The 13006-nt window shown below is 70.5% G+C and carries 13 protein-coding genes; 6 read left to right on the top strand and 7 right to left on the bottom strand.

What is annotated here, in order from left to right; all coding sequences use genetic code 11:
- Positions 1–116: 116 nt before the first annotated feature.
- The 4 genes from ACWD3C_RS35760 to metK all read right to left on the bottom strand — a co-directional run bounded on the left by ACWD3C_RS35760 (position 117) and on the right by metK (position 4399).
- Complete coding sequence (locus ACWD3C_RS35760; RefSeq protein ID WP_451150601.1) at positions 117–1100, bottom strand: carbohydrate kinase family protein; 984 nt, start codon at positions 1098–1100, stop codon at positions 117–119.
- A 38-nt stretch (positions 1101–1138) separates the two neighbouring features.
- Positions 1139–1354, bottom strand: a complete 216-nt coding sequence (locus ACWD3C_RS35755) for an acyl-CoA carboxylase subunit epsilon (RefSeq protein WP_451150599.1) — start codon at positions 1352–1354, stop codon at positions 1139–1141.
- Positions 1351–2895 (bottom strand): acyl-CoA carboxylase subunit beta, encoded by a 1545-nt coding sequence (locus ACWD3C_RS35750; protein WP_451150603.1) that lies wholly within the window; start codon positions 2893–2895, stop codon positions 1351–1353. Before ACWD3C_RS35750 ends, ACWD3C_RS35755 begins: the two co-directional genes overlap by 4 nt.
- A gap of 280 nt (positions 2896–3175) precedes the next feature.
- A complete protein-coding gene (gene metK / locus ACWD3C_RS35745; protein WP_451150597.1) occupies positions 3176–4399 on the bottom strand; it encodes a methionine adenosyltransferase in 1224 nt (407 codons plus the stop codon).
- Positions 4400–4684: 285 nt separating this feature from the next.
- Here metK and ACWD3C_RS35740 point away from each other — a divergent pair, with 285 nt between their 5' ends.
- From ACWD3C_RS35740 to ACWD3C_RS35725, 4 genes are all read left to right on the top strand, one after another.
- Positions 4685–5200 (top strand): GbsR/MarR family transcriptional regulator, encoded by a 516-nt coding sequence (locus ACWD3C_RS35740; protein WP_451150595.1) that lies wholly within the window; start codon positions 4685–4687, stop codon positions 5198–5200.
- On the top strand, positions 5166–6080 hold the full coding sequence (locus ACWD3C_RS35735) for an ATP-binding cassette domain-containing protein (protein WP_451150593.1): 915 nt from the start codon (positions 5166–5168) through the stop codon (positions 6078–6080). The genes ACWD3C_RS35740 and ACWD3C_RS35735 overlap by 35 nt, the downstream gene beginning before the upstream one ends.
- Positions 6070–6846 (top strand): ABC transporter permease subunit, encoded by a 777-nt coding sequence (locus ACWD3C_RS35730; RefSeq protein ID WP_451150591.1) that lies wholly within the window; start codon positions 6070–6072, stop codon positions 6844–6846. The genes ACWD3C_RS35735 and ACWD3C_RS35730 overlap by 11 nt, the downstream gene beginning before the upstream one ends.
- 78 nt (positions 6847–6924) lie before the next feature.
- Complete coding sequence (locus ACWD3C_RS35725) at positions 6925–8157, top strand: acyltransferase family protein (protein WP_451150589.1); 1233 nt, start codon at positions 6925–6927, stop codon at positions 8155–8157.
- A gap of 263 nt (positions 8158–8420) precedes the next feature.
- Here the strand turns inward: ACWD3C_RS35725 and ACWD3C_RS35720 are convergent, their stop codons facing one another.
- Positions 8421–9155, bottom strand: a complete 735-nt coding sequence (locus tag ACWD3C_RS35720; RefSeq protein WP_451150587.1) for a sensor histidine kinase — start codon at positions 9153–9155, stop codon at positions 8421–8423.
- A gap of 16 nt (positions 9156–9171) precedes the next feature.
- Entirely contained in the window at positions 9172–10062 is an 891-nt protein-coding gene (locus ACWD3C_RS35715; protein ID WP_451150585.1) for a response regulator transcription factor, read from the bottom strand.
- A 305-nt stretch (positions 10063–10367) separates the two neighbouring features.
- Between ACWD3C_RS35715 and ACWD3C_RS35710 the strand changes: the two genes are divergently transcribed.
- Both ACWD3C_RS35710 and ACWD3C_RS35705 read left to right on the top strand, forming a co-directional pair.
- Positions 10368–11456 (top strand): sensor histidine kinase, encoded by a 1089-nt coding sequence (locus ACWD3C_RS35710; protein ID WP_451150583.1) that lies wholly within the window; start codon positions 10368–10370, stop codon positions 11454–11456.
- Positions 11440–12108 carry a response regulator gene (locus ACWD3C_RS35705; protein WP_451150581.1) on the top strand — a complete coding sequence of 223 codons (669 nt, stop codon included), beginning with the start codon at positions 11440–11442 and terminating at the stop codon, positions 12106–12108. Before ACWD3C_RS35710 ends, ACWD3C_RS35705 begins: the two co-directional genes overlap by 17 nt.
- A gap of 78 nt (positions 12109–12186) precedes the next feature.
- Here ACWD3C_RS35705 and ACWD3C_RS35700 read toward each other — a convergent pair whose 3' ends face one another.
- Positions 12187–12957: a thioesterase II family protein gene (locus ACWD3C_RS35700; protein WP_451150579.1), complete on the bottom strand. Its 771-nt coding sequence runs from the start codon at positions 12955–12957 to the stop codon at positions 12187–12189.
- Between the last annotated feature and the right edge of the window lie 49 nt (positions 12958–13006).

The following is a 13006-nucleotide window of genomic DNA, read 5'->3' as shown; positions in this document are numbered from 1 at the left end:
GTCCTCCAACGTCGGATCCTGCGCCTGGAGCATCGTGCCCATCGCTCCGTCAGCGACCACAACACGCGTGGCCAGAGCCTGGCGGAGAGCGGCGGCCCGCTGTGTCTGCTGGTCGCTCATGACACACCGGCCAGGAGGGGCTCGATCTCCTCGGACGCCGTACGGCCGTAGACCCGGTCGATGCGCGCGGCGAGGTCGGTGACCAGCAGCTTGTACTCCTGGGTGCCGACCGACTCCAGGACCACCGTGGCCAGCGCGCAGCCGAGTTGGGCCGCGCGCGGGCTCGGGAGTTCCCCTGCGATGCCCGCGAGGAAACCGGCGCGGAAGGCGTCGCCGACGCCGGTCGGATCGGCGATCGCGTCGGTGGGTACCGCGGGGACGTCCAGCCGGCGGGCGTGGTGCGACAGGAGGGAGACGCCGTCGGCGCCGCGGGTGACGATCCAGGTACCCACCTGTCGCAGTACGTCCTCCTCGCTCCAGCCGGTCCGCTCCCGGAGCAGCGCCGACTCGTACTCGTTGGTGAACAGCCAACGCGCTCCTCTGACGAGGCGCTTGGTCTGCTCCGCGTCCAGGCGGGCGAGCTGCTGGGAGGGGTCGGCCGCCACATCGATGTCCAGGTCGTGGGCGGCGCTGGTGTGACGCAGCATGGCCTGCGGATCGTCGGCGCCGACCAGGACGAGGTCCAGCCCTCCCACGGCGCGCCGCACCTGGCCGAGCCTGATGTGCCGGGCCTCCGTCATGGCGCCGGCGTAGAAGGTGGCGATCTGGTTCTGGTCGTTGTCGGTGGTGCACACGAAGCGTGCCGTGTGCAGCTCTTCGCTGATGTGGACCGAGGACGTGTCCACACCGGCGTCCCGGAGTCTGCTGTCGTACTCGGCGAAGTCGGCCCCCGCGGCGCCCACCAGCACAGGGCGCAGCCCGAGCCGGCCGAGGCCGAAGGCGATGTTGGCGCCCACGCCTCCGCGGCGTACTTCGAGCCGGTCCGCGAGGAAGGACAGGGACACCCGGTCGAGCTGCTCGCTGATGAGCTGATCGGCGAAGCGGCCGGGAAAGACCATGAGATGGTCGGTCGCGATCGAACCGGTCACGGCGATGCGCACGGCGATTCTCCTTGAACCTGGGGTCGGGGCGGCGTGGGTCAGTCGGACGGCTGCCACGTCGGGCGCGGTACGGAGACCCACGCGCCGGCGGCGCGGTGCGCTCCCTGGCGCAGGGCCCATCCTGCTTCCGGCCGGTCGAGAGCGGCTCGCAGGGCTCCCTCGTCCCGCGCCGCGAGGGCGAGCAGCACCGCGGTCACGGCGGCCAGTTCTTCGTGGTCGGGGTTGCCGCGCAGTACGCGTATGCCGGCGCTCATTGCGGCTGGTTCCCGTGCTTGCGGCTCGGCAGCGGCGCGTGTTTGGTTCCGAGGACGGCCAGTGCGTCGATGAGCCGGACGCGGGTCTCCGCCGGGTCGATGACATCGTCGACGAGGCCGCGCTCGGCCGCGTAGTACGGGTGCATCAACTCCCGCTGGTACTCGGCGATCCGTTCCCTCCGGGTGCGTTCGGGGTCGGCGGAGGCCGCGATCTCCCGTCGGAAGACGACGTTGGCCGCGCCCTCCGCGCCCATCACCGCGATCTCGTTGACCGGCCAGGCGAGCGCGAGGTCGGTGCCGATCGAGCGTGAGTCCATGACGATGTAGGCGCCTCCGTACGCCTTGCGCAGCACCACCGATATCCGTGGCACGGTCGCGTTGCAGTACGCGTACAGCAGTTTCGCGCCGTGCCGGATGACCCCGCCGTGCTCCTGGTCCACCCCCGGCAGGAACCCGGGGACGTCCACCAGTGTCACGAGCGGGATGTTGAAGGCGTCGCACATCTGGACGAACCGGGCCGCCTTCTCCGAGGAGTGGATGTCGAGCACGCCGGCCAGGCTGGACGGCTGGTTGGCGACGACGCCCACCACCTCGCCGCCCAGCCGGGCCAGGGCGCACACGACGTTGGCGGCCCAGTGCTCGTGGATCTCGACGTACTCGCCGTCGTCCACGATCTCCTCGATCACCCGGCGCATGTCGTACGCCTGGTTCGGGTCGGCGGGGACGAGATCGAGGAGGCTCTCGCAGCGCCGGTCGGCCGGGTCGTCCGGCGGTGCGGAGGGCGGGAGTTCGCGGTTGTTCGACGGCAGCAGCGAGAGCAGATAGCGCACCTCGGCGAGGCAGCTCTCCTCGTCGTCGTGGACGAAGGCGGCCACGCCCGAGGTGGCCGCGTGCACATCGGCTCCGCCCAGCCCGTCGTGGGTGATCTCCTCACCGGTCACCGCCTGGACCACATCGGGACCGGTGATGAACATCTGCGAGGTGCCGCGCACCATGAACACGAAGTCGGTGAGGGCGGGGGAGTAGGCGGCGCCGCCCGCGCACGGGCCCATGATGACGCTGATCTGCGGGATCACCCCGGAGTTGCGGACGTTGCGCTGGAAGATTCCGCCGTAGCCGGCCAGTGCCGTGACGCCCTCCTGGATGCGGGCACCGGCGCCGTCGCACAGGCCCACGAGTGGTGCGCCCGCCGCCTCGGCGAGATCCATGATCTTGTGGATCTTCTGGGCGTGGGCCTCGCCCAGGGCGCCGCCGAAGATGCGGAAGTCATGGGCGTACGCGAAGACCCGCCGTCCGTCCACCAGGCCCCAGCCGATGAGGACGCCGTCGGTGTGGGGCCGCTTGGCTTCCAGGCCGAAGCCGGTCGCGCGATGCCGGCGCAGGGCCTCCACCTCGGTGAACGTGCCCTCGTCGAAGAGGAGTTCCAGGCGTTCCCGCGCGGTCAGCTTGCCCTTGGCGTGTTGGGCCTCGGTCGCCCTGGGGCTCGGTCCCCGGCGTACGCTCTCGCGCAGTCCGGCCAGTTCGGCGGCGCGTTCACGCATCGTGGGGCGGCGTCGAGCCGCGGGGACGGGAGCGGCGGCCGGGGCGGGAGCCGCGAGGGAGGAGGGGGCCGGCACCACGGTGAAGCCGTGCAGCGGATGCGCCGAGATCCTCTCTTCGACGACGCTCATGGGGAGTCCTTTCCGGGCAGTTGGGACGGGCGTCGGGCCGTGTGTCCTGAGCGGGTCCGGGGAAGTGCGGGTGCGTTCCCGCGCCCGCCGGGCGGCGGGGGACGGGGGCGTGTCTGAACTTCCCCGGGGTCGCTCATAGCGCGAGGACCCCTCAGCGCCCGGCGGCCTCGCGCAGTGCCTCCACGCGGTCGGTCCGCTCCCAGGTGAAGTCGGGCAGCTCGCGCCCGAAGTGGCCGTAGGCGGAGGTCTGGGCGTAGATCGGGCGGAGCAGGTCGAGGTCGCGGACAATGGCGGCCGGGCGCAGGTCGAAGACCGCGGAGATCGCCTTCTCGATCACGTTCTGCGCGACGGCGGCCGTGCCGAAGGTCTCGACGAACAGGCCGACCGGCTCGGCCTTGCCGATGGCGTAGGCGACCTGGACCTCGCAGCGGCGGGCGAGTCCGGCGGCGACGACGTTCTTGGCGACCCACCGTGTCGCGTACGCGGCGGAGCGGTCGACCTTGGAGGGGTCCTTGCCGGAGAAGGCGCCGCCGCCGTGGCGGGCCATGCCGCCGTACGTGTCGATGATGATCTTGCGGCCGGTGAGGCCGGCGTCGCCCATCGGGCCGCCGACCTCGAAGCGGCCGGTGGGGTTGACCAGGAGGCGGTAACCGTCGGTCTCCAGGCCCAGTCCGCTCTCGGCGAGTTCCTTGAGGATGTGCTCGACGACCTGTTCGCGGATGTCAGGGGCCAGCAGTGAGCCGAGGTCGATGTCGCCCGCGTGCTGGGAGGAGACGACGACGGTGTCGAGGCGGGCCGGCCTGCTGCCCAGGTACTCGATGGTGACCTGGGTCTTGCCGTCGGGGCGCAGATAGGGGACGGCACCGCTCTTGCGCACCTCGGCCAGGCGGCGCGACAGACGGTGCGCGAGGCTGATCGGCAGGGGCATGAGCTCGGGCGTCTCGTCCGTCGCGTAGCCGAACATCAGGCCCTGGTCGCCGGCGCCCTGGCGGCCCAGCTCGTCGACGTCTCCCGCTGCGGCGGCCCCCTCCACCCGGGACTCGTACGCCGCGTCGACGCCCTGCGCGATGTCGGGCGACTGGGCGCCGATGGACACCGACACACCGCAGGAGGCGCCGTCGAAGCCCTTCGCGGACGAGTCGTAGCCGATGTCGAGCACGGCTTCGCGTACGAGCGTGGGGATGTCCGCGTACGCGCTGGTGGTGACCTCGCCGGCCACATGCACCTGACCGGTGGTGATCAGGGTTTCCACGGCGACGCGCGCCGCGGGGTCCTGGGCCAGGAGCGCGTCGAGGACGGTGTCGCTGATCCGGTCGGCGATCTTGTCCGGATGGCCCTCGGTCACGGACTCCGAGGTGAAGAGCCGAGAAGACATGCGGTTCTCCCGTTCGCGGCGTGGTTGGTTCCCTCCGCACCGATGGTCGGGAGCGCCCTGGAGGCGGGGCAACGGACAGCGGGGCCGGTACCTCGAAAGGGGTAGAGCGGGCCCACCTCCTTCGACGTATTCGCAGGTCAGATGGGTCGTGACGGGGAATCGAGCCCGTAGCTTCGAAGTGCACGCGATCGGTGCGATCGGTTTCGCAATCGCGGCATCAGCAGAACGACTAGTACGTGCAGTCTGTTCAGTGTATTCTGAACAACCAGAAGGGGGTGAAGGTTGGTGACAGACGCGACGGCCACTTCGAAGCAGCTGGAGTTCGTCGAAGCGGTCGCCCTGCAGCTGGAACAGCAGGGTCTGATCCGTATGTCCGGCCGGGCCATCGGCTGGCTGCTGATCTGCGATCCCGCCGAGCAGACGCTCGGGCAGATCGCCGAAGCGCTCTCCGTGAGCGTCGGCTCCATCAGCACCGCGCTGCGGCACCTGGTGCCCGGCCAGCTGGTCGAACGGTTCCGTGTACCCGGAGAGCGGGGTGACCGCTATCGCATCAACCCTCACGCCTGGATCGAGCACGCCATGACCCAGGCCTCCAGTTACGGCGAGTTCAAGCGGGTGACCGCGCGCGGACTGGAACTGCTGGCAGACGAGCCGCCGGTACGGAGCCGGCGTCTGCGGGAGATGTACGACTTCTACGAGTGGCTGGAGCGCGAGATGCCCCTCGTCTGGAGTCGCTGGGAGCAAGAGAAGAAGGAGCGGATGCAGCATGACCCCTGTGGCGCTGGCCGAGGGACTCAGTAAGGCCTACGGGAAGCACCAAGCCCTGGACGGACTGTCACTGAGCATCAACCAGGGGGAAGTGTTCGGTTATCTCGGCCCCAACGGTGCGGGCAAGACCACGACCATCCGGCTGCTGCTCGATCTCATCCGGCCCACCTCGGGCCGGGTCGAAGTCTTCGGCAAGAACCCCCGGGACGGCGGCAGCGAGGTCCGCCGGCGCATCGGGTACCTGCCCGGCGAACTCCCGCTCGCGGGCCGGGGCAGCGGCCTGGAACTGCTGGAGTTCCTCGCCAGGGTGCGCGGCGGCGTGGAGAAGGCCACGATCCTGTCGCTCGCCGAGCGGCTGAACGTGGACCTGAAGCGGCCCGTGCACAACCTGTCCAAGGGCAACAAACAGAAGGTCGGCATCATCCAGGCCTTCATGCACACCCCCGACCTGCTCATCCTCGACGAGCCGACGACCGGTCTGGACCCGCTGGTCCAGCAGGAGTTCCTGGCGATGGTCCGCGAGGCGAAGCAGAACGGGCAGACCGTCCTGATGTCCTCGCACATCCTGTCCGAGGTCCAGCATGTCGGTGACCGGGTGGCCATCATCCGTGGCGGCAGGCTCGTCTCGGTCTCGGACGTCGACACCCTGCTCGAACAGGCGCAGCGCCGGGTGGAGATCCGGTTCGCGGACCCCGTGGATCCGCGCCACTTCTCCGTCCTGCCCGGCGTGCGCGACGTCAACGTCCAGGCGAACACGCTCAGTTGCACACTCGACGGCGCTGCCGACGCTCTCGTCAAGACGGCCGCCCAGCACACCGTGGTCAGCCTGGTGTGCGAGGAGCCGGATCTCGAAGAAATCTTCCTGCACGCCTACGCGCAGGAGCCCAAGGAGGAGATGCACGGTGTCCGCTGAACCACTCGCCGTCTTCGGAAAGGCCCTGCGGGACCAGCGCCGTGGCCTGGCCTTCTGGGCGGCCGGACTGGCTCTGGTCACCCTGATGTACACGTCGAGCTTCGACCCGGACAAGGCCACCGAGGACCCCAGCGGCTTCCAGAAGGCGCTGGCCTTCGACGACCTGGCGACCGGCCCCGGCTTCCTGCGGGCCACGGTCCTCGGCATGATCGTGCCGTTGCTGCTCCTGGTCTACGTCACGATCAACGGCTCGAAGGCGGTCGCGGGAGAGGAGGAGACGGGTCTGCTCGATCTCTACCTCGCCCAGCCCATCGACCGCGGGCAACTGCTGGTGCAGCGGTTCGCCGCCACCTGTCTGGCGGTCGCCGGCTTCTCGGCCGTCGTCCTGCTCGAACTCGCGGTGCTCAACTCCGCGCTGGACATGGGGGTCGCGTTCGGCAACCTGCTCGTCACGGTCGTCGGACTGGCGCTGCTGGTGATCACCTTCGCGGCGGTGGCGTTCGCGACCGGTGCCATCACCGGGCGCCGCGCCCTCACGCTCGGCGTGACCGCCGGTTACGGGGCGTTCTCGTTCATCGCCAACGCGCTCGCGTCGCAGTCCGAGGCGATCGAGCCGCTCAAGTACCTGTCCGCCTTCCACTACTACCTCGGCGGCAGCCCGCTGCGTGAGGGCTTCGACCCCGCCATGCTCATGCTGCTCATCGCCCCCGTGGTGCTCTTCGGGCTGGGTCTGACCCGGTTCAAGAGCCGCGACCTGAACGTCTGACCCGCGTTCGGACCCACACTCTCGGCCGCCCTTCTACATCCCCCGGGAAGGGCGGCCGAGCCATGAGGGGAGACCTGAATGAAGCCTCAAGTGTCCGCCGCCACCGACCAGGCGCCGGCGTACGTCCCCGCACTGGACGGACTACGGGCCGTGGCCGCGGCCATGGTGCTCGTCCTGCACCTCGCCGGGTGGACCGGCGTCGCCTTCGACCCCGACGGCGACAGCCTGGTCGCCGAAGTGCTCAGCCGGTTCGGTGTGGCCGTACACATCTTCTTCGTCGTCTCGGGATTCCTGCTGTACCGGTCCTACGCCGCCGCCACGCTCGACGGACGTCCGCTCCCGGCGGCGACCACGTACTACTGGCGCCGCTTCCTGCGCATCGTCCCCGCCTACTGGGTACTGGTCCTGGCCACCCTGCTCTCGTTCCACCGTGAGATCTTCGGCGACCTGCCCCGCCTGCTGCGCATCCTGACGCTCCAGCACATCTACGTCGACGGGGACTTTCCCCACACGCCGGCCGACCCGTGGAGCGCGTTCTCCCAGACCTGGAGCCTGGGCACGGAGGCGAGCTTCTACCTGCTCCTGCCCCTGGCGGCGCTCCTGCTGCACCGCACCGCGGCGGTACGGCGCGGACCGGGCACCGTGGTGGCCGTCTTCGTCTGCCTGGAAGTGTTCAACCTCCTGTGGTGGACGGGGCTCAACGCCTCCTCCTACGCCGATGGCATCGTCGCCCGCTGGTGGTGGCTGCCGGGCTATGTCGCCTACTTCGCCGCGGGCATGGCTCTCGCCGCCGTGACCGTCCACGCGGAGCGGGGCACCGAGCACCCCGTGGTGCCGCTGGTACGCCGTCGGCCGTGGGTCTGCTGGGCCGTGGCGCTCGCCGCGTTCGCGTTCCTCGTCACACCGCTGGCGGGCGGCCACATGCGGCAGGGCACCGCGGCACAGGCGGCCGTCGAACAGCTCGGTTACCTCATCGTCTCCGTCGGGCTCGCGCTGCCTCTGGCCCTGGCGCCGCGCGGCGGACCCGGGCGGCTGCTCTCCGGCCGGACGGTCACCTGGCTCGGCCGTATCTCCTACGGGATCTTCCTCTGGCACATGTTCGTCATGGCCGTCGCCCTGCGCATCGCCGGCTGGGACTGGGGTGAGCCCGGCGTGACAGGCTTCGTGATCCTGTTGCCGCTGACCTGCGCGGTGTCGGTGCTCTTCGCCTGGCTCAGCCATGTCCTGGTCGAGCGGCCGCTGCAACGGCGGTACCGCCGACGCGGGCGGCCGGTGATTCCCGTGCCTCCCGACCGAGCGCGGCGCGGGTGAAGGCCTGTGTCGTATCCCCGGCCGGATCAGCGCACGTCGTCATGGGGGTGCCCCGCTCGGGCGCAGCCGAGAGTGGGGGAGGAGCTACCAGGGCCTTTCGGCAACGCGGCTGGGGTCCCCCCCACGCCCTTAAGGCAGTGGGGGAGTGTGTGCCAGGCGGCGGGCGACCGGCCGGGGAATGACACAGGCTCTGCGGGCCCGGGTGACTCCACCGGGTCGCGAGCCCGCTGAACTCCCCCGGCGCCGGTTCCGGACAACGGAGGTCAGTCCGCCCGCGGCAGGACCGCGACCGCCCGCAGTCCGCCGGCGGGGGAGCGGCCCAGTTCGAGGTGGCCCTCGGACGCGGCGAGCAGTGCCGCGGCGATCGTCAGGCCCAGGCCCGTGCCCTTGCGGCCGCGCCCGGACCGTCCGCGCCAGAACGGTTCGCAGGCGTGGGCGATCTCCTCCGCCGTCATCCCGGGCCCCTGGTCGCAGACCTCGACACGGACCCGGGAGGGGGCGGCATGCACGGTGACGAGGACCTCGCCGCCGTCCGGCGTGACGTGCAGGGCGTTGTCCAGGAAGACGTCGAGGGCCTGTTCCAGGGAGCCGCGGACCTGCGTTCCCGTGACCGCGATTCCGTCCAGGCACAACCGTATGCCGCGGGCCGAGGCCAGCGGTGACCACGCGTCGACACGGGCCGCCGCCACGCCGAGGGTGTCGACCGTCTCGACGGGAGTGCCCGTGTCGCGGTCCGCGGTACCCCAGGCCAGCACCTGTTCCAGCACATGGGAGAGGCGCTCCACCTCGTGCAGGACGCCGCGGACCTCGCGGCCGGCCGCGAGGTGCGACGAGTCGAGCAGCCGGTCCTGCAACAGCTCCAGACGCAGCCGTACGGAGGACAGCGGGCCACGCACCTGATGAGCGGCCACCGCCGCCATGGCGGGGGAACCTCTCGTGGGCAGGGGCGGCGCGGGAACGGGGGTCGGGGTGGTCGGGGTGGGCAGACTCGTGGTCATCGCGATACGTCCCGTCTCAGGTGTACGCGGTCGTCGGCACCGACAGCCGGTAGCCGACCCCGCGCACGGTCTCGATCCACTCCGTATTGCCGAGCTTGGTGCGCAGCGAGCCCACATGGACATCGAGGGTGCGGGTGGACCCGAACCAGTTCTCGTCCCACACGCGGGACATGATGTCCTGGCGTTCGACCACTGTTCCGGGCTCTTCCAGCAGCATCGCCAGCAGGTCGAACTCCTTGCGGGTGATGCGCACTTCCTCGCCGTGCACGAACACCTTGCGGGTGCGCGGGTCCAGCCGGATCGGTCCGGCCAGCAGGGGGGTCTGTGCGGCCCGGGTGAGTCCGTCGTCGGTGACCTCCGCCGCCGCGGGCGTCCGCGCCGGGGGCCGGGGAGCCGGGAGCGGGACGGCGGCGGGAGCGGGAGCGGGCGTGCTCTGCGGTATCGCGGCCATGGCAGGAGGAGGGACCATGGCCGGGGCGGGAATCAGGGAGTGGAGCGGGGGCTGGTGGGCCGCCGGCACCGAGGGGACATGATCCGCCCCGTGCCGGGCGCAGCCGCCGGCCCGGCGGAGGACGGCTCTGATACGGGCTATCAGCTCGTGGCGGCTGAAGGGCTTGGCGACGAAGTCGTCCGCGCCCATGTGCAGGGCCATCACCCGGTCCAGTTCCTCGGTCCGGCCGCTGAGCGCGATGACCGGCACGCACGACACCTCGCGGATGCGCCGGCAGACCTCGTTCCCGTCCAGGTCGGGCAGGCCGAGATCGAGCAGCACGAGCCCGATGTCCGTGAGCCGGTCCAGGGCGTCCGAGCCGGTACCGACGCGATGCGCGCGGAAACCGTGGACACCCAGAGCCTGCTTCAGTGCCTCGGCCATTCCGTCATCGTCCTCGACGATCAGAACGTTCACGGATCTGATGCCTCCCCCCGTCGACAGAGCTCGATCGCGATGTTCCATGTCTGGCTGAACGGCTATCTGCGTCCTGTTTATCAAGGCGGTCGACCGGTATTCAACGACGGAGGGCCCGTCGGCACTCAGGGTGGCAGGGCCGGATGTGTCTTTAGGGGTACGGAGCATGTCCGCCCCCGCACGCACACCGATCAGTCGATCTTGATGAGCCATTTACAACATTCGATCAAGTGAGCGAGGTACGCTGCGAAGCAACGCAGGTGCAGGCCGGGAGAGTTCGCCCGGTCAACGGGGGGTATGTCGGCGTGGCGACACATCAGGACATGCGCGGCGCCGCGGCCGCCGTGCTCGAACGCCGTATGGACGAGGTCCTGGCGGCCTACGAGGCGGCGCTGCACAGCACCGACTCCTCGCTCCTCAGGGAGGAGGGCAACGCCGAGAGATACTTCGCCGAGGCACGCCGGATCCTCGCCCACGTCATCTCCGAGCTGCACCGCGGAACCTACTTACCGCACGGCACGGACTACCTGGGAGCGGACGGGTTCCCGCCCGGCGGCCCACGGACACACCCCGTCGAGTCCGGCCGTGCCGCCGCGGCACTGTTCGACGCCGTGGTCGTCGTCCTGATGGACGAACCCGAGGAGGTCCGGCCCGCCGGGGCCGAGGCGGCGGTTCTCTTCTCCCTGCTGCACCGCCAGATCGTGGCCCGGCACACGGCCCGGTCCGTGGCGCACATCGGCTATCTGCTGGAACGCATCCGCAGCGCGCACAACGACGAACGCAGACGCATCGCCAGAGAGCTGCACGACGAGGTCGCCGGTCAGCTCGGCACCGCCCTCAACTGGTTCGAACTGCACGAGATGTACGAGGACGACCGCCCGGAACAGGCCCGGCAGAAGCTGGGAGCGGCCCGTGAAACCGTCCGGGACTCGCTCGGTAGCCTGCGCGACGTCATGACCGGCCTGCGTCACCGGATCGACACCGCCTCGTTGCGCACCGCCCTCACCGGGGACCTGGAGGGCATGGGCGAACACGACGCCGACGTACGGGTCTCGGTCACCGGCGACGAGTCGTGGCTGCCCTCCGGGGCCGCCGAGGAGCTCTTCCTGATCATCCGTGAGGCGCAGCGCAACGCCGTGCGGCACGCCCGCGCCAAGCTCGTCACCGTCGAGGTCCACGTGGCACCCGGCGAGGTGCGCGCCGCCGTCGAGGACGACGGCGTCGGATTCGATCCTGTGGCCACGGCACCCCGTGGCCACAGCGGCATGCTCTCCATGAGGGAGCGGGCCGAACTCCTCGGTGGCGGCGTCACCGTGGAATCCCAGCCAGGGTGCGGCACACGCATCCTGGTCTTCGTACCGCTCAAGGGGGACACGAATGGTGATCACGCGTAGACCGATCAGAATCCTGATCGCCGACGACCACACACTGTTCCGTGAAGGCGTGACCGAGATCCTCACCGCGGCCGGCGGAATCGAGGTCGTCGGTGAGGCCCACAGCGGCAAGGACGCCTGTGACCGGGCCGCCGAGCTGCGCCCCGACGTGATCGTCCTGGACGTCGAAATGCCGGGCCAGGGCGTCCGGGAGACCATTCCGCAGCTGCGCAGGGTCTCGCCGCGGTCCCGTGTCGTCGTGCTGACCATGCACGACGACGTCGTACTGGCCCGGGAACTGCTCGCCCTGGGAGCCAGCGCCTACCTGGTGAAGGGCTCGACCCGGCACGAGCTGGTCTCCGCGATCCACAGTGTCGTCGTCGACCGCGGGCCCGGCCATGTGATCCTCTCCGTGTCGCAGCAAGGGCTCGACCGGGTCGACCAGAAGCCCGGAGACGTCCTGTCCGTCCGCGAGCGGGAGGTCCTGGCGCTGACCGCGGAGGCCCTGAGCAACTCCCAGATCGCCCGTCGGCTGAACATCGCGGAAGGCACGGTCAAGCGCCATCTGCGCAACGTCTTCCACAAGCTCGGCGCGGTCTCCCGCCTGGACGCGGTGAACAAGGCGGTGGCCGCCTCCCTCATCCCGGCACCGAGGCTGACGGACGAGTCCTGACGGGGCGCGTCACCTTCCTGGCCATTCCTGGGCATTCCTGGGCATTCCTGAGGATTCCTGGGAAACCCTTAGGGAGCCCTAGGGAATCATCGCGGCGTACAGATCCCCCGTCACATCGGAGACGAGCTCCGCGCGTCGGGGGTTGAGGAAGAAGTGGCCGCCGGGGAACGTGCGCAGGCGGAAGGCGGAGGCGGTGTGCTGTCGCCAGCCCTCCAGCTCGCCGGTGGCGAACTCGGGGTCGTCCGTTCCGCCGTACGCGGTGACCGGGCAGGACAGCGGGGGCCCCGGCGTGTGGACGTAGGTCTCCAGGAGTGTCACGTCCGCGCGCAGGACCGGCAGGTACAGGGCGCGCATCTGCGGGTCGTCGCGGATCGCGGGCGGGATCGCGTTGAAGCGCCGGTCGAGGGCCTCCAGGAGGAGATCGTCCGAGAGCCGGTGGACCACGGCGTGGCGCAGGGGAAGGTGCGGGGCCGAGCGGGCGGACACCGCGAGGTGGGCGGGCTCCCTGCCGTAGGAGCGGCGCAGTTCGCGGGCGAGCTCGAAGGCGATGAGCGCGCCCAGGCTGTGCCCGAAGAGGGCGTACGGGCCGTCCAGGGCCGGTCCGACGACGGCCGCCATCTCCTTGACGAGGAGCGGTACGTCGGTGCGCGGCTCCTCACGGAACCGTGCCTCGCGGCCGGGCAGTCTGAGGAACCAGGGGTCCACGGTGTCCGGCAGCAGCTCGCTCCAGCCCTGGAACGCGGCGGTGCCGCCACCGGCGTAGGGGACGCAGATCAGGCGCAGCGGCGGTGCCGTGCGGGGAGCGGGGCGCAGGACCCAGCGGTCGAATTCGGACGGGGCCGTGGTCATGAGGGCACTCCTGGAGAGGGGCCGGTGCCGGCGGCGGGGCCCCGCCGCC

Source organism: Streptomyces sp. NPDC002845 (assembly GCF_053591955.1).
Note: the sequence above shows the minus strand (reverse complement) of the source record. Positions and strands in the feature narration are given on the sequence as shown.

Bases quoted from the DNA above. Each gene is read 5' to 3' on its own strand.
- metK (WP_451150597.1), bottom strand. From the start codon at position 4,399: ATGTCTTCTCGGCTCTTCACCTCGGAGTCCGTGACCGAGGGCCATCCG.
- ACWD3C_RS35720 (WP_451150587.1), bottom strand. From the start codon at position 9,155: ATGACCACGAGTCTGCCCACCCCGACCACCCCGACCCCCGTTCCCGCG.
- ACWD3C_RS35735 (WP_451150593.1), top strand. From the start codon at position 5,166: ATGACCCCTGTGGCGCTGGCCGAGGGACTCAGTAAGGCCTACGGGAAG.
- ACWD3C_RS35750 (WP_451150603.1), bottom strand. From the start codon at position 2,895: ATGCGTGAACGCGCCGCCGAACTGGCCGGACTGCGCGAGAGCGTACGC.
- ACWD3C_RS35755 (WP_451150599.1), bottom strand. From the start codon at position 1,354: ATGAGCGCCGGCATACGCGTACTGCGCGGCAACCCCGACCACGAAGAA.
- ACWD3C_RS35705 (WP_451150581.1), top strand. From the start codon at position 11,440: ATGGTGATCACGCGTAGACCGATCAGAATCCTGATCGCCGACGACCAC.
- ACWD3C_RS35725 (WP_451150589.1), top strand. From the start codon at position 6,925: ATGAAGCCTCAAGTGTCCGCCGCCACCGACCAGGCGCCGGCGTACGTC.
- ACWD3C_RS35700 (WP_451150579.1), bottom strand. From the start codon at position 12,957: ATGACCACGGCCCCGTCCGAATTCGACCGCTGGGTCCTGCGCCCCGCT.